Here is a 25,357-nt window from a genome sequence, read left to right as displayed (position 1 = left end):
CCTCAAGCCGCTGCCGTACGGCCGGTGACACCGACCAGCGTATGACGGTCGAAGAGGGAGGTCAGGATGTCGGATCCTTGGGCGGCCGTCGGGATGAACAGCCTCAGCTTCCAGGAGATGATTTCGGAGATCAGCCCCAGCGCCTTCAGCCGGGGAACCATCGCATCGGTGAAGCCGATCAACTCGACACGGTAGTGGTTCATGACCCGGCTGCGGCGCAGGATCAGTCCGTCGGCAAGCTGCAATCCGATCTTGCCTTCCACGAGCCCGGTCCAGGCCTCTTCTGGCGCGAGCGTCGGCACATCGTCGAGACCCAGATTCCGGAACAGGGTCGCCACCAGCGTCGATGCGATGTGACGCCCGATGATGCGCTCGCCGGCATCGGTCTGGATTCGGTAGACCTGGCAGTCATCGTCCGGTAGCCGCCGCCAGATCGGCAACAGCAGGCCGGTGACAATGTGGAAGTTGCTCGTCGTGAACTCCGGGACGGCGGCGACTTCAGTCTGCCAGAGGTCACAGAACAGGTTTCGCTCAGTCGGCTGCCAGTGGGTTTCGGCAAGGGCGTCGAGGCCAAAGCGCAGCTCGTCGGTTGGCCGCAGCAGGCGGACGCGGTGTTCGACGGTCCCGTCGTCGAGCATCAGGCTCGCCGTCGGAAGCTGTATCGCCGCGCGGCTCGAACGGGTGTTCACCAGCATGAGGGATTGGGGCTCCACGCGCGCAATCGCCAGTGCATCGACAAGGCCGAGCGGTCGGATGCGGTCCTTGCGCGCGACGGTAAGCACATGCGACTGCGCGCCCGAGACCGGGTGTGTGTAAATAGTCCTACGATCCGTGACGACGATGCTCTCCGCCGTGATCGTCTCCAGTCCCTTGTCATAGTTGCCGGCAGCGATGGCGCCTTCGACCTTCGCCGTCATCAGCTGCTCGAACACTTCAAACAGCAGGTTCTGGGTCTCGATGCGCAGCGCCAGCAGGCGGTTGAGCCAGGTCGTGATCGGCGGCAGCTCGTCGCGCAATCCACCCTCGTCGGAGGTCAGCGACAGGCCGGTGACCGCTTCGAAGGTGGTGAGCGAGCAGCCCTGTATCTTGCCCTGGTGGAGCAGATAGTAAAATTGGCGTAGCGCGGCGCGGGCATAGGGGCTTTCAAGATTGTCCTCGGCGCGAAACAGCCCTGCCCCGCCAGTCTGGCGCTGGCCACGCGTGATCGCGCCCAGCGTGTCGAGCCGCCTGGCTATCGTCGACAGGAACCGCTTGCCGGCCTTCACATTGGCGGCCATGGGCCGGAATAGCGGCGGCCTCGCCTGGTTGGTGCGGTGCGTCCTCCCGAGACCCTGAATGGCGTTGTCGGCGCGCCAGCCGGCCTCGAGCAGGTAGTGCTTGCGCAGTCTCTGGTTTTTTGCGCCGAGATCGGCGTGATAGGAGCGGCCGGTGCCGCCGGCGTCGGAAAAAACCAGCACGCTTTTGTCGTCATCCATGAACGCCTGCGTCTCAGCGAGATTGGCCGAGCCGGGACGGTTCTCGACGGCCAGCCGGTCGACGCCGTCGCGGCCGGTCTTCTTCACGATGCGCCGCGAGCGGCCTGTAACCTCGGCAACGACATCGGTGCCGAAGTGATGGAGGATCTGGTCGAGCGCGCTGCCGACCGGTGGCAGCGACGCGAGTTTTTCGATCATCTCGTCGCGCCGGCGCACCGCTTCGCGGCATTGGACGGGATTGCCGTCCGCGTCATGGACGGGCCGCGAAGTGACGTTGCCCTCGGCGTCCGAGTACTCTTCGAACAGCTGCGTCGGGAAGGAGTGCATCAAGTACCCGCCGACGTACTCGCGCGGCGTGACGTCGACATGGAGGTCCGACCATTCCTCCGTGGGGATGTCGGCCAGCCTCCGTTCCATCAGCGCCTCGCCGGTGGAGACGATCTGCACGACTGCCGAATGACCATCGGAACGGTCCTGCTCGATCGCGCCGATCAGGGTCGGCGTCATCATCGATGTGATCAGATGGTTGAAGAAGCGCTGCTTGGTGCTCTCGAAGGCCGAGCGCGCCGCCGCTTTGGCGTTGCGGTTGAGCGTCGCGGAATCGCTGGTGATATTGGTCGCCTCGAGCGCCGCGTTGAGGTTGTTGTGGATGACTTGGAAGGCGTCGGCATAGGCATTGTAGATGCGGATCTGCTCCTCTGTCAGCGCGTGCTCGAGAAGGTCGTATTCGACGCCGTCATAGGAAAGCGAACGCGACGTGTAGAGCCCGAGTGACTTGAGGTCGCGGGCGAGCACCTCCATCGCCGCGACGCCGCCGTCCTCGATCGCGGCGACGAATTCGGCGCGGTTGGCGAACGGAAAATCCTCGCTGCCCCAGATGCCGAGCCGCTGGGCGTAGGCAAGGTTTTCCACGGCGGTCGCACCCGTCGCTGAGACGTAGACGACACGGGCGTCGGGAAGCGCATGCTGTAGCCGCAGGCCCGCCCTGCCCTGCTGCGACGGCGCGACGTCGCCGCGATCGCTTTTTCCCCCGGCGGCGTTGGCCATGGCGTGCGCTTCGTCAAAGACGATGACGCCATCAAAGGGCTTTTTAGTCCCTGTCGCGGCGTCACCGCTCCCCGCCTGGTTTTCTTCAGTCCCCGTCGGACCTTCTGCCCTCCTCCCCTCTTGTCCGACCCAGTCGAGGATCTGGGCGATGCGGGATTTTTTGCCGTCGCGCTCTTGCGAACGCAGGGTTGCGTAGGTGGTGAAGAGGATGCCTTCGGCAAGGCGGATCGGCGTGCCCTGCCGATAGCGCGAGAGCGGCTGGACCAGAAGCCGCTCCTGGCCGAGTGCTGCCCAATCGCGCTGGGCGTCTTCCAACAACTTGTCGGACTTGGAGATCCAGATGGCGCGGCGGCGGCCCTGCAGCCAGTTGTCGAGGATGATGCCCGCGACCTGTCGTCCCTTGCCGCAGCCGGTACCGTCGCCCAAAAACCATCCGCGGCGGAAGCGTACCGCGTTTTCCGCGCCTTCTGGCGCGGCCGAGACGACGTCGCAGGTTTCGTCGACGGTCCAGGTCCCGCTGAGATGGCCAGAATGGGCTTCGCCGGAATAGATCACACTTTCGAGCTGGGCGTCGGACAGCAAACCTTCGTCGATGATCGCGTCGGGCAGGAGGGGCCGGTAGGACGGCTTGGGCGGTGCAACCGCGGCCATTGCCGCCGACTGCACGAGTGGCGTCGGATGCGGTTTTGCCCGGGGCATATGGATCGACTGCAGCGCATAGGGTTCGTAGATCGTGTCGGTGAGCCGGCCGCCCTGCTCCGGCATCCAGTCGCGCAGCTCGTAGGCAAGGGGAACGGCAGAGCTGCTGCTTGACGCCAGCGAGGGGCTGGGCGCTGACCGGACTGCCGGCCGGACCGATCTGACGGGTTTTGGTGCGGTTGCGGACACAGAGATGGGTGCGGCTCTCGCCGTGGATCGCGCCGCCATCTGCATGGCGGCGTTGCGCAGGATGCCGTTCGACAAGGCGCCGATCGAGTCCGGAAAGCCGCCCGGTGTCCGCGGCGGTACATCCGTGATCCAGGAGAGCAGTGTTTCGACATCCGTGGCCTTGCCTGGCGAGGTGACAAAGCGGGTCGGGTCGCCGGCGGGGACCTTGTCGATGACGGTCAGGCGGGTCTCGGCGGTGGTGCCGTGGCGGGCATAAACGCGGCCGTCAATTGCCGCGGTGAAGGCGATCGTCCCCTGCTGCTGCAGCCGTCCGAAGGCGGGTCGCCATTTGAGATTTTCGGGAGAAAGCCCCGTGCCGGTGATCGCGACCAGGCGTCCGCCGACTCGCAGGCGCGCGAACGCGGAGGAGAGGTGCCGCCATGCGGCGTCGGCGACATGGCCTTCTACATAGGCGCCGACGGTAAAGGGTGGGTTCATCATGATGACGGACGGCGCAAGGGCTTGATCGAGATGATCGTTGATATGGGCCGCGTCGTGGCGCGATATGGGGACACGCGCAAACAGCAGACCGAGGAGATCGGCCCGCGTCGCGGCAAACTCGTTGAGGGCGAGCGAGGCCCGCACGATCTCGGCATGGACGGCGAGCAGGCCGGTTCCGGCCGAGGGTTCTAGAACGAGGTCTGAAGACGCCATTGCCGCGGCTTGCGCCGTGACGAAGGCGAGCGGCAGCGGCGTCGACAGCTGCTGCATGGCCTGGCTCTCGTCGGACCGTCGCGTATGGCTGGGAAGAAGTTCGGCGATGCGCTTCATCATTGCCAGCGTCGCCTGCGGCGTGGTCGATCGCGACAGGATCGCTGGTCCGAACCGGCGCAGAAACAGCACCTGGGCGGCTTCGAGCGCCTCATAGGCGTCCTTCCAGACCCAAAAACCTTGCGCATCGGTGCCGCCAAAGATTTCTGACATGGCGATGCGTAGTGCGGCGGTGGTGATCGGCTTTCCCTGCTCGAGGAAAGGCAGAAGCAGCATTCCCGCCTGATAGACCGCCTGAGCTTTGTCGCGGCCGACGGGTGACTGCGCGGCAAGGGGTGCGGCCGTCCGGGCGGCGGCCGGTGTGGTCGTAACGATGTTCATGAAGATGTCCTTCGCGAGAGGGGAGTGGCCCACGCGCCGGCACTCTCTCCGCGCCAGCCGGGCCGCACTCCTCCCGGCTCCCCTCTCCCTCTGGGGCCAATGCACCAAACGGGTTGCGCTCAGCGCAAAGCCATGACTTGAATGCGCGGACAGGGATGCGGCGGCGACCTGGAGCTGCGGAGGTCATGCGACGGTTCAGAATTGGCAGTGAGGTGTACGAGGAAGGGGCGCCTGACCTGCAGGCGGCGCTGGCGAACGCCTATGCCCGCAAGGAGCGTCCATCATGCCTGTGCCGTGAGCCGGGCTGCCCGATGTACGTCGCCCGCATCGGCGACCTCCATCTGATCAAGCGCATGCCGCTCAGCGGCGGCGGGCACGAGTCTTCCTGCGATTCCTACGAGACCCCTTACGAACTGTCCGGGCTGGGCGCCTTGATGGGCAGCGCGATCCAGCTTGATCAGCAAAGTGGCAAGGCGGCTTTGAAACTCGATTTCAGCCTGTCGAAGACGGGGAGTCGGGCAGCGTCTGTGCCTGCTGGCCAAAACTCCGCCAGTGTAACCGGAGATCCCAGGAGGATGTCACTGCGTGGCCTTCTTCACTATCTCTGGCACGAGGCCGAATTGACGGTCTGGACATCCCGATGGGCCGGCAAGCGACATTGGTGGAATGTCCGCTGGCATCTTCTGGAGGCTGCCGGGCAAATGACGGTGAGGGGTGGGCCGCTCGCGGATATCCTGTTCGTCCCCGAGCCATTCCGGGCCGAGAACAGGCAAGCGATTGAACAGCGTCGCAACACGGTCCTTGCTCCAGCACTACCGCCGAAATTGGGGCCGCGACAGTTGCTGGTCCTGGTCGGTGAAGTGAAGGAGATCGTGCCAGCCCGATCCGGTCAGAAACTTGTCATCAGGCATTTGCCCGGTTTTCCCTTCATCATCGATGACGCATTGCATCGGCGTTTGCAGGCACGTTTCGAGAAGGAATTGTCGCTGTGGGAAGCGGATTCGAGTTCACATCTGATAGCGATCGCGACGTTCGGGCTCAATCCGGCCGGCCTCGCCATTGTCGAGGAGATCGCGCTGATGGTGGCGTCCGAGAACTGGATTCCCTACGAGACGGTCCCTGAGAAGAGGCTCGTCGATGCGCTGGCCCGTCTTCGCGAGAAGAGCGTAAAGGGATTGCGCTACGACCTGCAGCCCGACCAGCCGATCGCCAACGCATTGCTTCAGAATAGGGAGGAGCCAATTGCGTTCTTTGTCGTCCCGGCCGGAACAGATGGCACGTTCGAGGCTTCGCTCGACGAGATGATCGCCGCGCGACCGGAGATCGGCTCTTGGGTATGGCGGGTCGGCGATGGCGATATGCCGCCACTGCCAGTTTGATCGTCGCGCGGGTCCTTCGTTGGCGGGTTTGAGGTGAACTTAGGCGAGGCCTAACTTCTTCTTCAACTCGGCATTCTCTTTGCGCAAACGGTCCGCAAGCAGGTTCTTCAGTCGCCTGTTCTCTTCCTCGAGCGCGAGCAGATCCTTGAGGTCGCCGCCATCCTGGACAGGCGCTGCGGCCTTCTTCCAGAGATAATAGGTCTGTTCGGATATACCCGCCTGACCGACGGCGTGCTTGAGGGTAGCGCCGCCGGCAATCGAGTTACCGATCTGGGCAAGCCTCTGCGAGCGTTCGATCAGGGAGTAGACTTTTCGCCCGGTCCGGACCGCTGCAGCTGGGGCTTCGGCTGCCTTCGAAGCAGGCTTGGCGCCATTCTTTCGCGGAGGCTGTTTGGCTTCAGCCTTTGCCTTTCCCAGTCGTGAGGTTTTCTTTTTCGTCTCGAGCGGGTTCGGCGTGGCAGATGCTTCCATAGTACCTTGGCGTGATTGAGCTTCCTGAGGATCGGCCATGTAAGGCTCCGCTTTCTGATTGGGTTGATCTTCTGCATCGATAGACCCGACGACGGTGTCAACCGGCCGAGGATTTGGCAGAAACACTACCTCTGCATCCTTGGCCACCTCGGCCGCAATAGCGGACAGGTCAACATCACCCCAAATGGGACGACCCTGTTTTTGAACGCCGCGCTTTTGTTTAACCTCTACGATGAATGGACGGGTCTGTTGCTTCATATGCCTTTCCTGGTGAGAAACGATTTGCCGATAGATCGCTGTCTCTCGGGTAGAGCTTTATAGAAAGAGCCCGCGAGAGGGCAAGTGTCGTTTTCAACCGATTAATCCTCGTGGGGATGGCACGCTGGCCGCTATCTCAGCCTTTCCTCATCCAAGCCGCGGTCGAATGGCTTGCCGATATTCCCACGCGCAAGCTGGCCGGTGCCGCTCGGCAAAGTCGCGCCCCCGGGAAGTGTCAGGCGAAGTGGGAAACTGACTCCCCTCAAATCTTCGGTAGTGGGTCAGTCGTCTAATCGCAGACCAAAATGCAAGCCCAAATTTGTATTGAGGTGTCGTTTGCCGGGAGCACGGTCGTCTTCGCGGTCGACATGAAGCCGCCGCATGATGGGCTTCGCGAGGGATGGAGCCTTCCAAGGTTTGAAACGCAATCGCGAGCGTTGTGACGCCAACGATGCAACTGACACAGCGGAATGGCTCGGCCCACGTCCTGGCAGGGACGTCTCGTTACGCCTCGGGTAGGCGCATTCGAACTTCCTTATGGATCAGGCCATGGCGGCTTCTTCCCGATTGAACAACTCACCGGATTTCAGCATCGCATGCATGATGACAGCGAGCTTGCGGGCGACAGCGACAGCTGCCCGCTTGAAGCCGATCTTGTCACGCAGCTTCAACCCCCATGTGCGCAGACTGCTGTCAGCCCGGCTGCGCGTCAGGATCACGACTGCGGCCTCATAGAGAAGCCCTCTCAGATGAGGATCCCCACGCCGCGAGATATGACCATCATAATCGACTTCGCCGGATTGATAGCGTCGGGTTGTCAAGCCCAGCCACGCGCCGACAGCGCGCGATGTCTTGAAATTCGATGGATCCTCGATGGCACCGATGAATGAAGTCGCAGTGATGGTGCCGACGCCGGGGATCGACATCAATAGCTGGCATGCGTCATTGTGCCGGGCGTTGGCGACGAGCTGCTGTCCGAGTTCAGCAGCGCGGGCGCGCATGCTGAGCCAAGCTTCGAGAAGTGGCAGGACAATCCGGCCAAGCTCTTCCTGATCGGCCAGCAGGCGCCGGACGTCGGCTTCGAACTTGCCGCCCTTGCTTCGCGGAATGATCAGCCCGAACGTCTTCATGAGCCCGCGGATCTGGTTGGAGAGCTCGGTCGTGATCTTAACCAGCCGGCTCCGCGCGGCCACCAGCGTGCGGCTCAGCATGCTGTCATAGCCCTTCACCCGCACCTCGCGGTAGAAGCCGACCTCGGCCAGATGCGCCAAGCCGTCGGCATCGTTGGCGTCCGTTTTGTTCGGTGCCATGTCCAGCGCGGCCTTAGCATGCCGGGCGTCGATGCAGATCGCCGGAAGTCCTTCGGCGCTCAAGGCATGATAGAACCACACCGACAAGGGTCCGGTCTCGAACACCACCCGCTTGGCCGCTGGCGCCCGCTTGCGGAGAACGTCCGCGACCAAGCTCGGATCAGAGGGACATTTGCCGCGCCAGATCCTTTTGCCGCCACGCCGCACAGAAATCGCCGTCTCTTTCAACGACACGTCGAGACCGATATATTCGCTCATGGTTGTTCTCCGTTCGATGCTTGGGCCCGGCGTCCACTCGTGAGCCCGCACTTCCATCCTATCGGGGAACAACCACCCGCTCTGCAATCATGTGAGCGCTTCCGGCCTTAGGGCGACTCGCTCCCGCGATTACCCCATGTTTGAAATTGCGGGTCTCATGAAACTTTCATGAACGTTTACTAATATCCCTCATTTCGGGGGAGCGTTTGGTGGACGAAGAAAGACCGCACAGACCGGTCTACCGCCTGCAGCGGATCGACGGCGATCAGGTGATGACCGTTGTCACCTTCTACTCGGCTGCGGAGGCTCTGACTGTGCTGCAGAACCTTCCGCACGGCTACAGGCTGACGCTCGACAACCGCCAGGTATTGCCTTCATCTGCTCGTCATGATGATGAAGCAAGTTAGCCTTGTGCCGATTGGGGTAGGGTGTATCGGCGCGCACTCCCAAGACCTCCAACTAGCCCGGGATGCCGCCCGGGCATTCTTTTAGGCCGGGCCTAGTTTGGCCTTGATGGTGTTAACTGCCTTCAAGATGGCATCGGCGGCTTGCTCATCAAGCGCAATGTCCAACAAGCCTTCCGTGGTCTGGATTGAGAGGATGCCCAACACGCCTCTCTCATCATCGACCGTGCCGACATGGATTTCTATCGGCACAAAAGGCGCGGCCTTGTCCTTACGCTTCATCGTTCACCCGTGGCACCGGCGGCGACAATCGCGCAAGCCAATGTCACGTTCAAGTGGGCTTAGGTCCGCTTCCTATAGGGACCGCGACGCGCCATCGGCTTTTCGGCTTCCTTCGCTTCGATCAGCCGCACGAAACAGAAGCCATCGCAACGCTGGCCGCGAGGCGGGGCATTCCGGACCTCGCCCAGCAATTGTCGAAGGCGCAGGTTCGGCATGCCCAGGTCGAACGCGCTTGATAGATGCGCATATTCGCCTCGTGGCGGCGGCTTACGAGGGGTCCACATCGTTGCCCCCTCACCTTCTACTGCGTGCGCGTATCGCGGGCATGCAGCTGTCGATTTCGTCGTCCGACAGATCCTCGAGCAGTTTCAGGATCGTGCCGTCGCGGCCGTCATCGACCAGCAATGCACGCTTGCCGTAGTGCTCGACGGGCCAGGCGTCGGGATTGATTTCGCCGGCTATTCCCTTGAAGTCCGGATGCGTCGTGTTCCAGATGGCCTCGAGCTTTTCCTCACGGGTCATGCTGTCGGTCGCGCCCGTCTCGTGGGCGATGATGGCCGCGCGCATCTTGTCTGGGGATTGCCGATCCGAGAGGTCGCAAAAGCCGTGATACCAGCGTTCGCGGCCCCGGATCCTGATCTCGAAAAACACACTGGTGACGTTGCCGGCCTTGAATTCCGAAATGCCGAACAGCCCGGACCTTTGGAACAGAGGCGGCAGCAGTCCGAGCATAAAATGGTACGACGAGGCCTCGATCTGGAACCACTCACCTGAATACGGCGTGCCGGAAAGCGGATCGAGGTCGGGGGTGTCCTTGTGTCGATTGAACAGCTGGAACATGTGCTCGCGCGTGGCAACGCCGACGAGCACCTTCCTGAAGGATGGATTTGAGGTCATGGCGGTTGGCTCCTGAAGCAGATCGACACCGCGCGGCATGACCTGAGGACGAAAGAGCCCGGCACGCTGGCCGGGCTCGGGTGAATCGGAATGGTGGTCTTCGATGGTCCCCTGGAGGATCGGGGGCGTTCCGCGCTTGCCGTGATCGTCTTCCGATATCCCCTCCTTGGAGAGCTCTGCGGCGCCGTGCGGTTAGCCGGCGCCGCTGCAGGCTTCGGATACGTCGGGGCTGTGGCCTCAGGCGGCGCGGCGGTCTGCGGAAAGAGAAGGACCCCGTCCGATGCCGGTGATGGCGCGGACGGCCGCGGCGAGGGCCGCAATGTCATCGAGCATGCCGAGCGCGACAAAATGGTTGGCCCCGCCTGCGTAGTCCTTGCGGGACTTGCAGGTCCGGATCAGGACGCCATGGCCCGAGGAAAGCCCGAACTGGCCGACCTGGATATAGGCGCGGTCATGGTGCAGGGTGATTTCCCCGGAAATGGCAATGCCCGCCTTATTTGAGCGCAAGTAAAAGCTGCCCGGCGGAAGTGCAAGCTCGGCAGCGAGCTTCTTCAGCCGTGAGCGGGCTGTCGTGTGAAAACGTCTCTTCTGCTGTTCGTCGTAGGAGCAGCTTCTGTTCCAGTCGAACATGTCGATCTCCATGAAAGGGGGCGGGCCCGGCGGAGGTGCCGGGCCCTGGTGGGGAGCGGGAGGCCGACTATTCGGCGGCCTGGAGATGGTCCGTCTCGTCGCCGTCGATGGTCACCGGCTCATCGGAAGACGGATCCGCATCGTCGGCGAGGAAGGCCGGCAGTTCGGCCTCATCGCCATCGAGCGTCGTCTCGTCCGACGTTTCGCCGGCGATTGCGCCGCCGCCATTGGCAGCCGCGTCGTTGACCTCGAGGCGCAGCGGCTCCGGCAGCCAGTTCGATCCCTCGATAAGTCGCGCGGCCTCACGGGCCATGATCTCCTTCTTCATGTGGTCGATCAGCTGCGCGGAGTCTTCGCCACGGGCTTCGCGGACAGCCTGCAGAATCCGCGCCTTGGTGAGGCGCCCGAGGAACTCGACCGTGGGCGTCCAGCCGGCGTCGACCATATCGAACTGAAGTGAGTAGGCCAGCACGTCGGCATGCTCGAGCGCCCGGCGCCTGTTCCACGGTTCGACCACCGCATTGAGGGTCAGCGAGACGCAGTGGGCGAACAGCGCCTTGCGGCTTGCCTCGTCGAGGCCGACAAGGAAGTCCCACAGGCCGTCCGTCTCATCGGGCAGCTCACGGTCCCAGGCTTCGTGCCGCTCGGCGATTTCCTTTGCCCAGGAGGTCTCGGCAAGCCCGTCGACCTGGCTGAAGCTGCCGCTCTTCAGGCTGATCTCAAGGCAGCTGTCCGGCGCGAAGCGATAGAAGACCTGCAGGACGAAGGCATGGAGTGCCGCGAAGAAGGCGATGTCGGCGTCGCCGGCGAGCGCATTGCGCAGCGCAAGCGTCCGCTGTGCGGTCAGGTCGAAGACGAGCCGATCGGGCAGCGGCTTGATGCCGTCCTCCTCGCCGTCGTCGCCAGAGCTGTCATCCACCGGCTTGCCGTTGACGACAACACCATCGCCATCGTCGTCGCCGTTAGACCGGGCTTCGCCCTCGGCGTCCCCTTCCTCGCGCTCATCGCCACCGCCGGTCTCAGGCCGGGGCTCGTCCTCGGCGCGCACGAAACCGGCCTCGACCTGGAGCTTGCCGTTCGCGGCGAGCGTCACGAACACACCGGCAATGCCCTTCTGGACGGGGTCGTAGCTTTGAGGACGGTCGTCGATCGCATCGAGCTCGGCGCCCAGCTGGTCGAGCTTCGCCTCAATTGCCTCGTCGGCATCCTCGGCCGCGGCATAGTCCGCATCGAGCTTGTCGTGTTCGGCCTTCAGCGCGTCGTAGCGTTTGATCTCCTCGGCGCTGAGCTCCTGGGCCTCGGCGTAGATGCGCCGCATGCCGGAGGTGTGGCCATAGGGAAAGCTGATCGCCGCCTCGACCCATTTCCAGCCTTCAGCACGGATCGCCTCGGCATCCACCTTCAGCTTGTCGAAGACCAGCTGCTCGAGCAGTGCTGCATCCTGGAACCAGCCGCCGGAATCCTGCTCGAACAGGTCGCGCAGGACAACGCCGCCGGCTGCCTCATAGGCTTCCGCGCCGACATAGACGGCCCGGCGATCGTCTGCGCGTACCGTCGTCTCGGTCAGCAGGCGCCTGATGTAGTAGGGTTCCTGCGTGTGCGAGTTGGATATCCGCTCCCAGATCTGCTCCTGGCGCGTGTGGTCGTCCGAGATCGAGAACGCCATGACCTGCTCGAGCCGGATTTCGTCCTTCTCGTAGAGATCGAGAAGCCTCAGTGACACCGATGCCAGCCGCAGGCGCTGCCTCACCGTCGCCGGCGATACGAAGAAGCGGGCGCCGATCTCGTCCGGATCGAGCCCCTGATCGCTCAGCGTCTTGAAGGCTCGGAACTGGTCGAGCGGATGAAGGTCGGCGCGCCGCAGGTTTTCGGCAAGCGAATCCTCTTCGGCCGAGGTCTCTTGCCTGCGGTTGACGATGCAGGGGATCGGCTCGTTCTTCGCCAGGCGCTTCTGCTTGATGAGGATGCCGAGCGCGAGATAACGCCGGCCGCCGGCCGGCACCTCGAACGTGCCGGTTTCCTCGCCATCGCCGTCGAGCACCGGACGGACATTCAGGCTTTGCAGGAGCTTGCGCCGGCTGATGTCTTCGGCAAGCTGCTCGACGGAAACGCCGTCCTTGATGCGCCTGACATTCTTCTGCGATAGCATCAGCTTGTCGTAGGGGATGTTCTCCGCGGCGTTCATTGCGATCTTCTGAATGGCCTTTGCCATGGTCAGGGTCTCCATGACGGGCGGCCCGGGGCCACTCCCCGAACCTCCAAGCCCGTCACGAAACCTCCCCTCCCCCCTCTGCCTCTGCTGGCCTCGCGCGAGCGCCAGCCGCGCAGTCAGTGGCGTACTCGACCTTGGAGGGAGGGCGCATCGTATGGTTCAGGCTGCGAGGTCGAGGAGCTTCTTGGCCTTGCCTTCCATATCCAGCCGCACGTCCTGATGCTGCTTGTCGCGAGCGACGCGCGTAATGCCCTGGACAAAATCGAAGACCGTCTCGGGTGGCCGCCCCTCCTCCATGAGCACGGTGTCGATGATCTTGGTGGTCTCGGCTTTGGAGAAACCACGCCTGCGCAGGAAGCTCTGGCGATCATCATCGTCTCGGGCGACGATCCGTTCTCGCGCGGCCTTGATGCCGTTGACAAAGGGCATCGGCGAGGAGTCCGCGAACTGGATCAGCGCCGGCTCCGCTTCGAGGGCGAAGCGCGAAGCGGCATATTTGGAGTGCCGGATGGTGATTTCCTCGAAATCTTCGACGCCCCACAAATTGCGGTTCTGACACACGGCGCGCAGATAGAAGCTGGCGATTCCGAGTGTACGGGCACCAACTTCGGAGTTCCAGCAATAGAAACCACGGAAGTAGAGATCCGGCTCTCCGTTCGGCAGCCTGCCGGCTTCAATCGGATTGAGGTCGTCGACCAGAAACAAGAAGATGTCACGATCAGACGCATAAAGCGTCGTTGTGTCCTTCGAGATATCGACATTGGGATTGTAGATTCCCGTCGACCAGTCGAGGACGCCCGGATAGATCACGTCACGGAACTGTCCTGATAGTCTTGTATGAAACGATAGCGCAGACGCCCTGAAGGGAGCATCGGCGTGCCTCCAGCATTGCGCCGGGAGATCCGCGCAGGGCGGAGGCGTAGCCGAAGCCCGGAGCGGATTTCCCGGCGCGGCGCTGATCCAGACCCCTTGGAGACGTGCGCCATGGCAATGATCGTTCGTGCTGTGCCTGGCCATCCTCCAATCCCGGCCGAGTTTCCCCTTCTCCTTTCCAATCAGATGCAGATCATCGAACCTGCCTTCGCTTATCTGATCGAGCAGGCTGAGTTGCGGGCACACTCGCCGGAAACGGTCCGAACCTATGGCGAGCATCTTTACGACTGGTTCGACACGCTCGAACAATCGGATCTGTCTTGGGACACGGTCGATGAAGGCACCATTCTGGCCTACCGCAACAGGATGCTCGAGACGCCGAGCCCGTATACGGGAAGGCCTTATGCGCGATCCACCATCAATGACAGGGTGCGGTCGGTCTGCCGCTTCTATGCCTGGGCGCATCGCCGCAACATGATTGACGAACTTCCGTTCAGCTATCGGGACGCGCCGCCGGTCAGAACTGCCTCAAAGGGCTTTCTTGCCCACGCGGCGGGCAAGCCCGCGCCGGGAAATATGCTGACGGTCGCCGAATATGAAACCTTGCCTCGGCCGCTGCGTCTCGGCGATCTTCACCGACTGCTGGCCGCTCTCGACATGCCCTATCGGTTGATCGCGGAATGGGCGGTGACCAGTGGCATGCGACGGATGGAGCTGTGTGCGCTCACGGTGGATCAGGTGCCGCGCAGCGACAAACTGCACATGGAGGATCACCCGCTGGTGGGGATCCCGCTCACCGTTACGAAGGGCAGCAGAAGGCGCACAATCTACCCACCGCTGAGGCTCATCGACCGCACAAACTGGTATATCGGAGAAAACCGCGCGGCGCTGATAACGCGGTTGCGACGGCGAGACCCAGACTACGCGCCGTTGAAGACCCTCTTCCTCAATAGGCGTGGCCTGCCCGTCACCAAAGCCCGGCTGTCGGCCGTATTCGCGCGTGGCTTTGCCGCGGCGGGATTGGACGGCTCTGCCCACTGGCTGCGTCACACCTTCGCGACGGTCATGCTGGTGCGGCTACAGGCGGAAGCGCAACGCAATCCCGATATCAATCCCCTGAAGGTCCTCCAGGTCTTGCTTGGTCACGCCTCGCTTGAGACGACGGCGATCTATCTGCGCTGCGTCGAATTGCATGGAGACGAGATCGCCGAGACGATCGAGTACCTCTACGGGCGCGTGATCGACGATGCGTAGTGAGCGCCGTCGCATCGACCGTCGGCTATCAGGTGAGGCCGAGCCAACGGTGTCGATCGAAAGCGGACCGATCGTGCTGTTCCGGGATGCGTGGGGCGAGCTGGTGCAACGGTTCGACCTCGGGCAACTCAATCTTCCGGCCGAGCTTGTTGCTCCCTACGCCGAGGCGTTCCGTGGACATCATACGGCGTCGTCACCTGCCACGCGTCATCAATGCTGGAACGCACTGAAGTTCTTCGCCCGCTTTCTCGCCGAAGGCGGCAGTGTTCAGTCGCCTCCTAATTTAACGACCGAACTGTTCGGCCGATACATATTGTGGCTGGATGCCTTGCCTTCGCGAACCGGAAAACCCTGTGCTCCGGGCCTGCGTCACAATCGCTATCAGCCGGTCAAGCTTCTGACAGAGTGGATCGCGAGGCGACGGCCCGATCTGCTGCCGACCGGGCCATCCTTCCCCTTCAATCCTTTTCCCGGCCGGCATGCTCCGAAGGAAGGCCGCCGGCTGTCCGGCTCGCAGCTCAAGGCTGTCTTGCGGTCCTGCTATGAAGAGATCGACGATGCCTGGGCACAGTTCGAGGAAGGGCGGCGATTGCTTGCGGCTCCGACGGAGAGTGACGATCCGGATGGCTTTGAAGCGATGCTGCGGGAATTCCATCGCCTCGGGCATGGCGTGATGCCGTCGCGTCGTGCCATGCCGGATCGGTTCGGTCGCAGGTTACATCTTCATGGTGGGCACGACAGGTTCGAACGCCACCTTCATGCAACACCCGACTGTCTGGCGCCCTTCTTCATCGCCATCGCGATCCAGACGGCGGGAAACGTCGAGGCGCTTCGGCTTATCGACCGCGATTGCATCGAGCCGCATCCCTTGATCGAACATCGGACGATGATCGACTGGCAGAAGGGGCGCGCCGGTCACATGGTCAAACGCTCGCAGCGCCGATCCTTCGATCGCCGTCGGCGCTATGCGGCACCCAATCTCATCGACAAGCTGCTGAAAATGACCGCCCCACTGGCGGCGCACGCACCTGCGAGCGAAAGGGATCGGTTGTTCCTGATGCGCAGGTCAGGCCAGAGCATCAGCGTCATCCAGCGCACGACCCTCGAAGGCGCCATGGCTCGATTCATCGAGCGGGCAAACCGGCGTGTCGATGCATGGAATGCAGACCATCCCGATCAGTTGCGCATGGCGCTGCCGCGCTTCCACACGAGGATGTTCCGGGGCAGCGTCGCCATCGAGCATTACCGGGCATCGGGCGGGGACGTGCGCGCGGCGCAGACCGTGCTTAATCATGGCAGCGCGGAATTGACGGATCGCTATATCAGGGGAGATCAAAGCCGAGCGCTCCAGCACGAGACCATTGCGAGGTTACAGGCGATGATGGTGGCCTGGATCCTCGAATCCCGTGGCGAATCCGGGCCATGTCCGTCAGCGCCGGCTCTTGCCGCAGAGACATTCGGCCATCGCTGTACTGATCCGATGGCAGGCGGGGAAAAGCTCTGTCCAAACTTCGGCGGCTGCCTGTCCTGTCCGGGCTTGGTGGTGCCGATCGATGCAATCCATCTCGCGCGCATCCTTCTGGCGATTGAACAACTGGAAAAGGCGCGCACGCGCCTCGACCCGCAGCGGTGGGCGCTGATCTACAAGCCCAGCCACGATCGTCTGGCCGGTGGCATTCTGCCCGACTTCCCTGCCGAACTTCATGGTGACGCGCGAGCCCTGATGGCCTCGTTGCCCGCCTTGCCAGCGCTGGAATGAAACCATGGTTCAGACAGCAACGGTCCTGCAAAATACTTCCGTCCTACCACGCTCGATCTCCTCGACGTCGACCTGGGATGACGACATATGGCGCTTCGATCTCACCCGGCCAGGCGTGACCGACAGCAGCCGGACGATCGGCTGGACATTCGAGCTTCCCGACGGCAGCCGGTTCAGCGACCCGACATGGACGGCGCTGCGCGAAACCGTCAAATGCTTCCTGTGGTCGCTCAGGACCGATCCACCGGCGGGCAAGCGAAGACTTGGACCTGGTTCCCTGATCTCGATCTTCAATCAGATACGCGTTCTGATCTGCTGGATGGTCAGTGAAAGGTATGACTGCTTCGGTCAGCTTGATGCCAGTGCTGCCGGCCGGTTCATGACAACATTGCGGGAGCGCCCGGGACGGAAGGGCGAAGCGCTGTCGCTTGCCACCCGGGCCGGCTATCTGTCGATGCTGTCGCGCCTCCATGCCCAACGGGAGAAGCTGATTGATGGCGTTCCGAATGATCTTCGGAGATTCCTGGATGAACACGGGCCCCGACTTCCGCGCCTCGATCGGCAGGAGCGAGGCTTTCCCTACACACCCGACCCGGTTGCAACGGCGCTGATCGGCGGGGCTTTGCGGCTCATCGGCACGCCAGCTGACGACGTGATCGCGCTCCGCGATTCGGCGGCGGTTGCCTATGCCTATCGGATTGACGGCAAGAGGCCGACGCCTGGGGACGAAGGACAGGCTCACCGGATGCTCGACGACTTCACCTTCTCCACCTTGCCGAATGAAGACAGTCCCTGGCACGCGCCGGTCGTGCAGTTGAAAGGCATCCATGCCTTGATCGAGCGCATCTACGATGCCTGCTTCGTGGTGATCGCCTGGCTCGTCGGCGCGCGGGTCTCAGAAATCCTCGGGCTCGAGGCCGGATGCATAGAGCGCCATATCGGTCCTGATGGTCAGCAGGTCACCTATCTGCATGGACGGATTTACAAGATGGCGACAGGCGACGGTGGTCAGCCTCACCGCTGGATCGCACCCGAACCCGTGGTCCGCGTCATCGACGTGCTGGAGCGGTTGTCGGCACCCATCCGCAAGAAGCTTGGGACAGACAATTTGTGGATGCTGACGCGGGATCCAACGCTGCTGCGACAGCCTATCGGCATCCCACACAGTGGAGCCTTCGGCGGCCGGCTGAACAGCAGCTTTCGAACGATGCTCGACCTGCCGCTCCATCAAGGAAAGCCCTGGCACCTCAACGCGCATCAAGGACGGAAGACGTTCGCACGCTTCATCGGCAAGCGGGACAGGACAGGCCTTCATGCCCTCCAGGAGCATCTCGGGCACGTCAGCCGGGTGATGACCGACACCGCTTATGTCGGCACGGACTACGAACTCGCCGAATTGATCAACGACGAGATCCTGAAGGAAACGCGGGCAGCGCTGGAGGACCTTCTGACGGCGTCAAATCTGTCGGGCCATGCCGGGCGCATGATCGCGTCGCGATCACCGTTCCGAGGCCGCACACATGATGGCGACCTGGGTGAGTATATAGACTTCATCGTGAAAGACAGCGGTATGGTGCTCGGCGTGTGTGACTGGGGTTACTGCCTCTATCGCCGCGAACATTCCGCCTGCCAGGGTGATGATCATGGACCGAATGCGGTGCTCCGCACACAGAGCGTATGCGCCCGCTGCGCCAATTTTGCGGTAAGCGAGCGCCATAGAGCGGTCTGGGAGGATCGAAAGGTGCGCAATGCTCAGTTGCTTCGGCATCCTGCCCTCGACGATGAAAGCCGTGAACTCGCTCAAGAGCGCATCCTGGAATGCGATCGAATCCTCCGGGGGCTGGCTGGGGAGAGCGATAGTGTCCGGTGATAAAATGAGCATCACCCCCCAGCAGAAGCGCCGTGATGCCACTGCCCAGCGCCTGCGCGCGGCGCTGGCGCGATTGTTGGCACGGGAGGGAAGCGCGAAGCTGTCGGTCGCCGCCCTTGCGCGTGAAGCAGGCGTCGGGCGCAATGCAATCTACGTCAAACATCGCGATGTCATTGCGGAGTTGCTGCAGACAGCTTCGCATCAGATCGACTTCGCCGCGATACCGAAGGCGGCGCCAGACCCCAACTGGCACGCCGTCGCGGCCGAGTTAAGGGAGCAGGTTCGCAGGCTGGCAACGGAGAATGCGAGGTTGCTCAAGCGCGCGCAGGATGCCGAACTGGCAATTGAGCGCATCGAGAGAAGGGCCGCGAAACTTGATGCGGAATTGCGGGCGCTGCGGTCACCAGTGCATCTGCATGGGACGACGCCGATCGCGCGCAACGCCTGATCAGGCCGCCTGTTCATGGCGAGCCGATTGCTGCGCGTGCATCCAATCGGCCGCTTGTTGCGCCTTGCTCGCGGCCGTGAAAATGGCGCGTGCATCGTCCTTCAGCACCTTGATCCACGAGGCAATATACGCTGCATGATCGGCACGCGGATGATGGGCGATCCCCAGGTCGGCAAGGATAAGACCGCTGAGAATCTCCACGCAGCATTCCTCGGCGGCATAGGCAGCCGAGCCGAACCGGCCTGAGAGATCGCGGTCAAGCCGGTGCTTTGAACCGCTGGCGTGACCAGATTCATGTGTCCAGGTGCCATAGAACGATGCGGCATCGCCGAAGGAAGCGAAGTCCGGCATGAACACCGTGTCCGACGACGGAAGATAGTAAGCCTCCGACCCACCGAACACCGTCTTGATCCCGAGGTTGGTGATGAATGCTTCCGCGTGCGTGAGACGCTCGCTCTCCGGCAGCGTGTCGGCCGGGGGGCACTCATATCCGTCGACCTGAGCGACATTGAAGACCGAAAATGCCCGGGCGAACATCCGGCGGTGGCCACCGTCATCACTGTCATCGTCGTTGGTCGGCTCGGAGGAAGCGATCTGCTTCCACAGCACCACAGTGGTCGAGCGTTCTCCCTTGCGCACCTGAGCGCCGGCTTCCTGCCATTGTCGGTAGGTGCCCCACAGACCATCACCGTGACCGACGGCCATGGCTGCCACCCAAAGCGCCACCGTATTTATGCCGCGGTAGCGTTTGCCAGACGATATATTGGTTGGGCGCGCAGCGCTCGTCCCGTTGTGGAACCAAGGCGCGTGCCACTCGCCTGCACCTTGCTCGATTGCCGCGATGATCTCCGCGGTGACGCGGGTGTACACGTCCGCCCGATCTTGAGCCGCCATGATCAGGCCCTCCCTGCGCAGGAGGTGTCAGCGCTCAAGAATACAGTTGCAAAATGACCTAAGCCCGGCACCTTCCAGCGGGTGTCGCCGGTACCGTTGCCGGCGATCTTCTGCACGGCGTCAACGAGTTCTGAGTCAAAAATTCTGCCGTAGTCCGGGCCTGTCACCGCCCGCAGCTCGAGGCGCCCGTTCTCGATTTCCAGCGTCTTCACCTGTTCAGCGCGGTGGTTTAGGAGACCGTGCTGAAGGTTGATCGCCGCGAGCGGGGCTGGAAGCTGCCGCAGATAGGTGGCTGGCGCGCCGACCAGGCTGGCGAGCTGGCCAAAACTCCAATGCGTGGGGGCAACAGGGGCGGGCGCATCGGGCAGCATTAGCCTCAGACGCTCCGGATCGTCACGGCTGGCCTCGACGCGGATCAGCTCACTTTCGACGATGCGGGTCTTGCTGCGCTCGGACCGGCTCTTCACCGCATTTCCAAGCTCATTGAGCGACAGGTATCGCTCATCCGCCGGCCGGTTAAACCATTCTGACGACACGCGGCCAATACGCTGGCCGCGGCTGACGTCGACCTTGTAACCGGCACGCTCGTTGCGCTTGGGCGCAAGAATTTCCATCTGGGTCATGGGTGTTGCTCCTTGGCGGGTGCCGGGAGACTCTCTCCCGAACCTTTACCCGCCACCGCAACCCGCCCGCCCTCTTCCTCTCCGCACCAGCGCGCCCTATCAGCGTCGCCATTGCGGCAGCCGCCGCTCAAGGCTGTTGCCCGGGAAGGCGCTGGCTTCAGGGAAAGCCCGAGCCTGCGACCAAGCGCCGTTCACCTTCCGGCCGCGACAGAATTCCCCGGTGCTTTCTTGCGCAACAAGACCGGGACCCCATCCGAATTCACATAGCCGCCTGCCGCAATTGGACAGGCAACTCGTCTTGAGATTGGGCAACTGCTAGTTCTGTTCTGGCCCTAGCCAGAAATCTATAAATTGACCCAACGTCATGATACGCGAAGACACTGTCACGGTCGGAATTGAGAGTGCAATGCATGTCGAGCAGGTTCGTCCGGCCCGTGGTGGTGCAAGTTGGCCGGCATGACCGTGAGCGCATCATATTCGATGTCAACGACGCAGCGACGATCCTGCTGCGGAGTTTTCCTCATCAGACGGCGAAGCGAAAACTGGCTATGGATGCATGTCTTCAGGTTCTGCGTGGTGAAGCTCAGCCGCCTGTAGCGAGACGGGCCTTCGTTGTAGCGGCGTTAGAAGCGAAAATCCTACGCGGCGACTGAGGACCAAATTGATAGCCTCGACGGCTTCCAAGGTGACCGGGGAGCTCCACGCCATCGTAGCCGTGAGCGGGGCTTTGTGCAGCCGGCAGCAGGGCGGGAAGCAAGCCGACGTTCATTTGCTTGACTCGACACCAAGCAGAACACGGGAATATTTACCTTTAACGGAGACGGGATATGCGAGATTTGCCGAGCGACATCGATGCTGACGTTGTGATCGAAGTCAGTCGGCTTATCGATGATGCCGAGGTTCTCTTGCCTTTGCCGGTGCACGAACTGGTCAAACGGATTCGTACGACAATGCAGGCCCGGCTTTCCGATCATGCAATCGAAGAACTGGTCGTCGAGATGGCATCGACACGCGGGTTGCCCATGGTCTTCGACAACGTCTGACGCCTGGTCATTTGTTAAAATGAGCAAAGGCAGGATGGCGAAATTCTGACCGCGAGATCGCCCAATCCCCGCCTGGCATCATCACCTCAGTTTACCCGTTTCTCGCGCGCAAGAAAAAGGCCGAACCAAAGGTCCGGCCAGGTGTGAAGGTTTGAACCTTCAGAGGGGAACGCGTCGGACGAATGGGAGGAAACATCCGACGCACCGTGTATGTAGGTCAGCAAAAGTGACACTTCAACGACAGCCGGTAGGCCATCAGACTTGACCATCTTGGTGCACCTGGAGCCTGCAAAGCTCGCCCGGATTGGGTCCGACGGGTCTATTTGACCTCGGCTTTGCATTTGGCTTCGGTCCTGCCGATCGACGCAGTGCATCGCAGCGACGCCGAGCTGGGCCCGGCTGCCCGACACTTGCTTGAAGGACTGAAGACAGCCATGTCGGAAAACAGCCGGTGATTGTTTGAATTTGCCCCGATAGGGGGTTTGTCGCGAATCCGAGAATAACATAGCTCAAGTTAACGTGGCATCGCCCGGGGTGACGTAGTCGACAAGCCGCGGGAGCTTCGAGTTCCCAGCCGGTCCCTGGTGCGGCGTATCATCCGTTCCCGCGCCATCACCAAGCATTTCCTACAGGCCGAGCGCGAAAGCTTCCGCAGCGCTGCCGGCTCGCGCAAATCCATGGCAGCTTCATAAATCCGTTGCGGCAATTTCGTATAGGAAGGAGGCGGCTTGCTTTGCGGTCGCCCCTGGCAAAAGGATGGAACAGTGTCCAAGATCCCCGGCAAGACTGAAACGATCGAGAACGTCGAATTCCCTGCCTTCGACCCGTCCAAGGCTGTCGAGCAGGTTCGCGCTGTCGCCTATCAGAGCGTTGAGCAGTCGAAGGAAGTCTTTTCCAAATTGAGTTCGGACGCCGAAACGACTCAAAAGGCTTTCGAGTCGACCATTGAAATAGCCAAGACCGCCAGCAACGACGTGCTTCTGAAGACGATTGCCGCCCTGCAAGCCAATGCCGAAGCCAGCTTCACGCACCTCGAGGCCCTGGTTGCCGTGAAGTCGCCGTCCGAGTTCTTCGAACTGCAGGCCGATTTCGTGCGCAAACAGATCGAGAAGGCCTCCGAGCAGGCCAAGGCCCTCCAGGCATTGATGGTGAGAGCTGGCGACGACGTATCCAAGCCGATCAAGGATGCCTTTGAGAAGGCGTTGAAGGAACGCAAGGCCGCCTGATTGCTCTAGGCGATCGGAGACTAAGGTCAGCCCCTCGTCTACGGGCCACATCAGACAAGACCGGCACCTCGCGCCGGTCTTCTTCCATCTGGTCGGACGGCTTTGTCTGCCCCACCGCATTGCAGTGACGTTGGCCTCATGGTTTTCGGCGCTTGTTGGCCTTTAGGTCGGTGGCATCAGTCCCGGTTCTCTCCGCTGTAGTGGACAAGCCGCGCGATTTGCTGATGCAATCAGGTGGTGCGCGGCAAGTCGGGGAATGCACCGCTTGTCGCCGTCTCGACAATCGCGCTGCGCACCGCTTCCGGGATCTTCTGCCAATGCACCAAGGTCGCGGCAGCAAGATACTGTAGCAGTATCTGAATGGCCTTCTCGAAGGATCTCGACGGCACGCGGCCTTCTCCAATGCATTGCGGCAACGCGTGAGTTTCTCAGCCTATCCGCAATACGTTGCAGAGTGGCGATCAGGCGGATCGAGTTGGAAAGGAAGGCGGGCTCGCCGAGAGCGCTGTTTGCGCTCGCCCGGAAAGTCGACCTGATCACGCCGACGCATCTCGGAGTGCTGAGCAAAGCGGAACGGGGCTATCGCCTGCTTGGCCCGGCGCCCGGTGCTGTGAAAGCGGCTTCGGCCCCGCTCTCGTCCGAGACGAGCGCGGCAACGGCTTTCGCGCGCATCGCCGCGGCCTGTCTCAGACAGTTTCGCCTCAATGAAATGGTGCTGGGCTGGTCCCGCGATGCCGAGGCCCTGCACCAGGCTCGCGTGTCGCTGCGACGGCTGCGCTCCCTATGCTCGATCTGCAAGTCCCTGTTCGACGACAGCCGTTTCGACCATCTGCGCGAGGAATTGACATGGCTGGCTTCGGAATTTGGCGATGCGCGCAATATCGACGTGATGATCGATCGCGCTTCGAGCGAGGCTCTTTCAATCCGCCTTCAAGACGCGCGCGACGAGGCCTATGCGGCGGTCGAAGCATCGCTTTCCTCGGTGCGCGCCCGCGCGCTGATGATCGATGCCGCCGAGTGGCTTTCCATCAGGAGCTGGCGAGCCGCGCAAACGGACGAAACGTTGCACGAGCAATCGTCACGGGATTTCGCCTCGGGTGTGTTTGATAGACTTTGGAAAAGGGTGGCGAAGGGCGGCGACAATCTCATCGATGCTGATGACGAGACCCGCCATGAAGTGCGCATCGTCGCAAAGAAACTGCGCTATGCGGCGGAGTTCTTCGAGCCGCTTTACAAGAGCAAGGCGGAAGCCAAACGCCATCGACGGTTCATTACAGCGATGGAGGACCTGCAGGATCATCTCGGCAGCCTCAACGATCTCGCCACTGCCCCTGATATGCTGGCAGCGCTGGAGCTTTCGGACGTGGCTGGTGCGAAGGATCTCTTCAGCGCCGAAGACAAGTCCAAGCTTCTTGAAGACGCCGCGGAAGCGCACGCCGCCTTTGTCAAGACGAGTCGCTTCTGGCGTTGAAGGCAGCATGCAGAACCAGATGGCCTGCTTCCAAGCGAAATTCCCTACTGCCTTTTCATGCGCCTTGCCGACTTCCAGCCGATAGACACTTAGGAAAACAGTCCAAGCTCTTTTATCTCCTCCAGCACACGATCCACGTCTGCCATGTCGTTGTAGGCGTGGACTGAGATCCGCAGTCGCCCATCGCCGGCCCAGGTCAAAACTCCGCGCTCGCGCAACCGCGCTTCCAATTGTTCGGAATGGGGCGTTGCAATCGATATATTGCCGGCCCTGTCCGCTGGTCGCGCAGGTGTGAGCTGATCAACGCCCAAACGACTAAGCCCGTCAAGCAGTGCTCGGCCAAGCTCAAGAACATGCGATTCAATCCTGGAGATTCCGATTTCCTCCAGCGTTGCCAGAGCGTTCTCGAGATAGTAGATGCTCATAAAGCTGGGGTTGCCTCCTTCGAATTTCTGTATTGTAGGCTTCAAGTGAAAGCTCGTCCGTCGGCGCCAGTCCGCCTCATGGATAACCGAGTTCCAACCGACTGCCTTTGGTTCGAGTTGGTGCCATCGTTTGGAGTTTACGAAGAACACTCCGACCCCATGCGTTCCCAGCAGCCACTTATAGCAACAGGAAACAACGACGTCGCAAAGGGAGCCGTCTACAGGAACGACGCCGAGCGAATGCGATGCATCGACAACGAGCCGCGCTCCATACCTGTCGGCAATCTCTCTTAGAGCAGCAAGATCGCTTCGGGCACCGGTAAGGTAGCTAACGTGACTGACTACGATCGCTCGCGTATGTGAATCCACCGCATCGGCAACCTCATCTAACGTGGCGCAAGGACCGGACCCCACTCTCCTCAGTTCGATCCCAGCAGCCTGCCAAATGTGAAGAAGAGATGCGAATTCACTTGCACCGACGACGACGTTGTCGCCCGGACGCCAGTCTATTCCAACAGCAACCGCGTGGAGGCCCGCAGTTGCGTTCCATAGGAGCGCAATCTCCTGCGATCTAGCGCTGAGCAGCCTGGCCAGGCGCTCCCTTGCCCTGGTCGCGGTCGCAAACATTCGATCGCGCCCCGGCATGCCGACACCCTTGTCGACCATAAATCGTGTCACCGCCGCAGCATTGCTGATCAGAACCGGCGTTTCACCACCCGCGGCCAGGTGGGTCACGTTCTCAAGTCCGATGAATTCACTCTTTGGGATAAGACCGCCCGCTCCCACTTCGTTACCTCCCATGAGATCGCTTTGATGTAAGCAACAGTTC

General features: G+C 61.9%; 21 protein-coding genes and 2 pseudogenes. 10 read left to right on the top strand and 13 right to left on the bottom strand.

Translation table 11 applies throughout. The annotated features are described in order from the left end of the window. Positions 1 to 2: 2 nt before the first annotated feature. Positions 3 to 4,541 carry a strawberry notch family protein gene (locus tag HGP13_RS36190; protein WP_172235047.1) on the bottom strand — a complete coding sequence of 1,513 codons (4,539 nt, stop codon included), beginning with the start codon at positions 4,539 to 4,541 and terminating at the stop codon, positions 3 to 5. A gap of 185 nt (positions 4,542 to 4,726) precedes the next feature. Between HGP13_RS36190 and HGP13_RS36185 the strand changes: the two genes are divergently transcribed. Then, a complete protein-coding gene (locus HGP13_RS36185) occupies positions 4,727 to 5,920 on the top strand; it encodes a DUF1173 domain-containing protein (protein ID WP_172235232.1) in 1,194 nt (397 codons plus the stop codon). A gap of 39 nt (positions 5,921 to 5,959) precedes the next feature. Here the strand turns inward: HGP13_RS36185 and HGP13_RS36180 are convergent, their stop codons facing one another. Next, positions 5,960 to 6,649, bottom strand: coding sequence for a transposase (locus HGP13_RS36180; protein WP_172235046.1), 690 nt, complete (start codon positions 6,647 to 6,649; stop codon positions 5,960 to 5,962). Between the two features lie 542 nt (positions 6,650 to 7,191). Further along, positions 7,192 to 8,217: an IS110 family transposase gene (locus HGP13_RS36175; RefSeq protein WP_095081136.1), complete on the bottom strand. Its 1,026-nt coding sequence runs from the start codon at positions 8,215 to 8,217 to the stop codon at positions 7,192 to 7,194. A gap of 209 nt (positions 8,218 to 8,426) precedes the next feature. On the opposite strand from HGP13_RS36175, the gene HGP13_RS36170 reads away from it, so the two are divergent. After that, positions 8,427 to 8,624, top strand: a complete 198-nt coding sequence (locus HGP13_RS36170) for a hypothetical protein (protein ID WP_146211836.1) — start codon at positions 8,427 to 8,429, stop codon at positions 8,622 to 8,624. Between the two features lie 81 nt (positions 8,625 to 8,705). Here the strand turns inward: HGP13_RS36170 and HGP13_RS36165 are convergent, their stop codons facing one another. The 5 genes and pseudogenes from HGP13_RS36165 to HGP13_RS36145 form a co-directional block, all read right to left on the bottom strand. Continuing rightward, complete coding sequence (locus tag HGP13_RS36165) at positions 8,706 to 8,903, bottom strand: hypothetical protein (protein WP_109670635.1); 198 nt, start codon at positions 8,901 to 8,903, stop codon at positions 8,706 to 8,708. Between the two features lie 294 nt (positions 8,904 to 9,197). Next, positions 9,198 to 9,800, bottom strand: coding sequence for a DUF1419 domain-containing protein (locus tag HGP13_RS36160; protein ID WP_172235045.1), 603 nt, complete (start codon positions 9,798 to 9,800; stop codon positions 9,198 to 9,200). 237 nt (positions 9,801 to 10,037) lie between these two features. Then, positions 10,038 to 10,430 (bottom strand): hypothetical protein, encoded by a 393-nt coding sequence (locus HGP13_RS36155; protein WP_172235044.1) that lies wholly within the window; start codon positions 10,428 to 10,430, stop codon positions 10,038 to 10,040. Positions 10,431 to 10,497: 67 nt separating this feature from the next. Then, on the bottom strand, positions 10,498 to 12,642 hold the full coding sequence (locus HGP13_RS36150) for a ParB/RepB/Spo0J family partition protein (protein ID WP_172235043.1): 2,145 nt from the start codon (positions 12,640 to 12,642) through the stop codon (positions 10,498 to 10,500). Positions 12,643 to 12,801: 159 nt separating this feature from the next. Further along, positions 12,802 to 13,443: pseudogene (locus tag HGP13_RS36145) on the bottom strand (DUF932 domain-containing protein); the annotation flags it as partial. A 183-nt stretch (positions 13,444 to 13,626) separates the two neighbouring features. Here HGP13_RS36145 and HGP13_RS36140 point away from each other — a divergent pair. Beyond that, positions 13,627 to 14,769, top strand: a complete 1,143-nt coding sequence (locus tag HGP13_RS36140; protein ID WP_172235042.1) for a tyrosine-type recombinase/integrase — start codon at positions 13,627 to 13,629, stop codon at positions 14,767 to 14,769. Next, on the top strand, positions 14,762 to 16,528 hold the full coding sequence (locus HGP13_RS38435; RefSeq protein WP_246707520.1) for a hypothetical protein: 1,767 nt from the start codon (positions 14,762 to 14,764) through the stop codon (positions 16,526 to 16,528). The genes HGP13_RS36140 and HGP13_RS38435 overlap by 8 nt, the downstream gene beginning before the upstream one ends. A gap of 9 nt (positions 16,529 to 16,537) precedes the next feature. Here the strand turns inward: HGP13_RS38435 and HGP13_RS38430 are convergent, their stop codons facing one another. After that, complete coding sequence (locus HGP13_RS38430; RefSeq protein ID WP_246707519.1) at positions 16,538 to 16,741, bottom strand: hypothetical protein; 204 nt, start codon at positions 16,739 to 16,741, stop codon at positions 16,538 to 16,540. A 106-nt stretch (positions 16,742 to 16,847) separates the two neighbouring features. Here HGP13_RS38430 and HGP13_RS36130 point away from each other — a divergent pair, with 106 nt between their 5' ends. Both HGP13_RS36130 and HGP13_RS36125 read left to right on the top strand, forming a co-directional pair. Then, complete coding sequence (locus HGP13_RS36130; protein WP_246707518.1) at positions 16,848 to 18,398, top strand: integrase; 1,551 nt, start codon at positions 16,848 to 16,850, stop codon at positions 18,396 to 18,398. After that, positions 18,319 to 18,846 (top strand): TetR family transcriptional regulator, encoded by a 528-nt coding sequence (locus HGP13_RS36125; protein ID WP_172235040.1) that lies wholly within the window; start codon positions 18,319 to 18,321, stop codon positions 18,844 to 18,846. Before HGP13_RS36130 ends, HGP13_RS36125 begins: the two co-directional genes overlap by 80 nt. Here HGP13_RS36125 and HGP13_RS36120 read toward each other — a convergent pair whose 3' ends face one another. Together HGP13_RS36120 and HGP13_RS36115 are read right to left on the bottom strand one after the other, a co-directional pair. Continuing rightward, positions 18,847 to 19,740, bottom strand: coding sequence for a zincin-like metallopeptidase domain-containing protein (locus HGP13_RS36120; protein WP_172235039.1), 894 nt, complete (start codon positions 19,738 to 19,740; stop codon positions 18,847 to 18,849). 44 nt (positions 19,741 to 19,784) lie between these two features. Then, positions 19,785 to 20,363, bottom strand: a pseudogene (locus HGP13_RS36115) (hypothetical protein); the annotation flags it as partial. Positions 20,364 to 20,773: 410 nt separating this feature from the next. On the opposite strand from HGP13_RS36115, the gene HGP13_RS36110 reads away from it, so the two are divergent. The 3 genes from HGP13_RS36110 (at position 20,774) to HGP13_RS36100 (ending at position 22,632) form a co-directional block, all read left to right on the top strand. Further along, positions 20,774 to 21,016 (top strand): DUF982 domain-containing protein, encoded by a 243-nt coding sequence (locus HGP13_RS36110; RefSeq protein WP_172235038.1) that lies wholly within the window; start codon positions 20,774 to 20,776, stop codon positions 21,014 to 21,016. Positions 21,017 to 21,190: 174 nt separating this feature from the next. Next, positions 21,191 to 21,406 carry a hypothetical protein gene (locus HGP13_RS36105; RefSeq protein WP_172235037.1) on the top strand — a complete coding sequence of 72 codons (216 nt, stop codon included), beginning with the start codon at positions 21,191 to 21,193 and terminating at the stop codon, positions 21,404 to 21,406. A gap of 764 nt (positions 21,407 to 22,170) precedes the next feature. Then, entirely contained in the window at positions 22,171 to 22,632 is a 462-nt protein-coding gene (locus HGP13_RS36100; RefSeq protein WP_172235036.1) for a phasin, read from the top strand. A gap of 230 nt (positions 22,633 to 22,862) precedes the next feature. Here the strand turns inward: HGP13_RS36100 and HGP13_RS38425 are convergent, their stop codons facing one another. After that, positions 22,863 to 23,021, bottom strand: a complete 159-nt coding sequence (locus HGP13_RS38425) for a hypothetical protein (RefSeq protein WP_172234992.1) — start codon at positions 23,019 to 23,021, stop codon at positions 22,863 to 22,865. Positions 23,022 to 23,107: 86 nt separating this feature from the next. Here HGP13_RS38425 and HGP13_RS36090 point away from each other — a divergent pair, with 86 nt between their 5' ends. After that, positions 23,108 to 24,103, top strand: coding sequence for a CHAD domain-containing protein (locus HGP13_RS36090; protein WP_246707517.1), 996 nt, complete (start codon positions 23,108 to 23,110; stop codon positions 24,101 to 24,103). 89 nt (positions 24,104 to 24,192) lie between these two features. Here HGP13_RS36090 and HGP13_RS36085 read toward each other — a convergent pair whose 3' ends face one another. Continuing rightward, on the bottom strand, positions 24,193 to 25,329 hold the full coding sequence (locus tag HGP13_RS36085; RefSeq protein WP_172235035.1) for an aminotransferase class V-fold PLP-dependent enzyme: 1,137 nt from the start codon (positions 25,327 to 25,329) through the stop codon (positions 24,193 to 24,195). Positions 25,330 to 25,357 lie beyond the last annotated feature (28 nt).

Origin of the sequence: Mesorhizobium sp. NZP2077, from assembly GCF_013170805.1 — a bacterium.
Lineage (GTDB): Bacteria > Pseudomonadota > Alphaproteobacteria > Rhizobiales > Rhizobiaceae > Mesorhizobium.
This window is presented reverse-complemented; position numbering and strand designations above follow the sequence as displayed.

Coding starts and splice junctions, on each gene's coding strand:
- HGP13_RS36130 (WP_246707518.1), top strand. CDS start 16,848: ATGGTCAGTGAAAGGTATGACTGCTTCGGTCAGCTTGATGCCAGTGCT.
- HGP13_RS36155 (WP_172235044.1), bottom strand. CDS start 10,430: ATGTTCGACTGGAACAGAAGCTGCTCCTACGACGAACAGCAGAAGAGA.
- HGP13_RS36185 (WP_172235232.1), top strand. CDS start 4,727: ATGCGACGGTTCAGAATTGGCAGTGAGGTGTACGAGGAAGGGGCGCCT.
- HGP13_RS36140 (WP_172235042.1), top strand. CDS start 13,627: ATGGCAATGATCGTTCGTGCTGTGCCTGGCCATCCTCCAATCCCGGCC.
- HGP13_RS36110 (WP_172235038.1), top strand. CDS start 20,774: ATGTCGAGCAGGTTCGTCCGGCCCGTGGTGGTGCAAGTTGGCCGGCAT.
- HGP13_RS36175 (WP_095081136.1), bottom strand. CDS start 8,217: ATGAGCGAATATATCGGTCTCGACGTGTCGTTGAAAGAGACGGCGATT.
- HGP13_RS36105 (WP_172235037.1), top strand. CDS start 21,191: ATGCGAGATTTGCCGAGCGACATCGATGCTGACGTTGTGATCGAAGTC.
- HGP13_RS36165 (WP_109670635.1), bottom strand. CDS start 8,903: ATGAAGCGTAAGGACAAGGCCGCGCCTTTTGTGCCGATAGAAATCCAT.
- HGP13_RS36085 (WP_172235035.1), bottom strand. CDS start 25,329: ATGGGAGGTAACGAAGTGGGAGCGGGCGGTCTTATCCCAAAGAGTGAA.
- HGP13_RS36160 (WP_172235045.1), bottom strand. CDS start 9,800: ATGACCTCAAATCCATCCTTCAGGAAGGTGCTCGTCGGCGTTGCCACG.
- HGP13_RS36190 (WP_172235047.1), bottom strand. CDS start 4,541: ATGAACATCGTTACGACCACACCGGCCGCCGCCCGGACGGCCGCACCC.
- HGP13_RS36120 (WP_172235039.1), bottom strand. CDS start 19,740: ATGGCGGCTCAAGATCGGGCGGACGTGTACACCCGCGTCACCGCGGAG.
- HGP13_RS38435 (WP_246707520.1), top strand. CDS start 14,762: ATGCGTAGTGAGCGCCGTCGCATCGACCGTCGGCTATCAGGTGAGGCC.
- HGP13_RS36150 (WP_172235043.1), bottom strand. CDS start 12,642: ATGGCAAAGGCCATTCAGAAGATCGCAATGAACGCCGCGGAGAACATC.
- HGP13_RS36180 (WP_172235046.1), bottom strand. CDS start 6,649: ATGAAGCAACAGACCCGTCCATTCATCGTAGAGGTTAAACAAAAGCGC.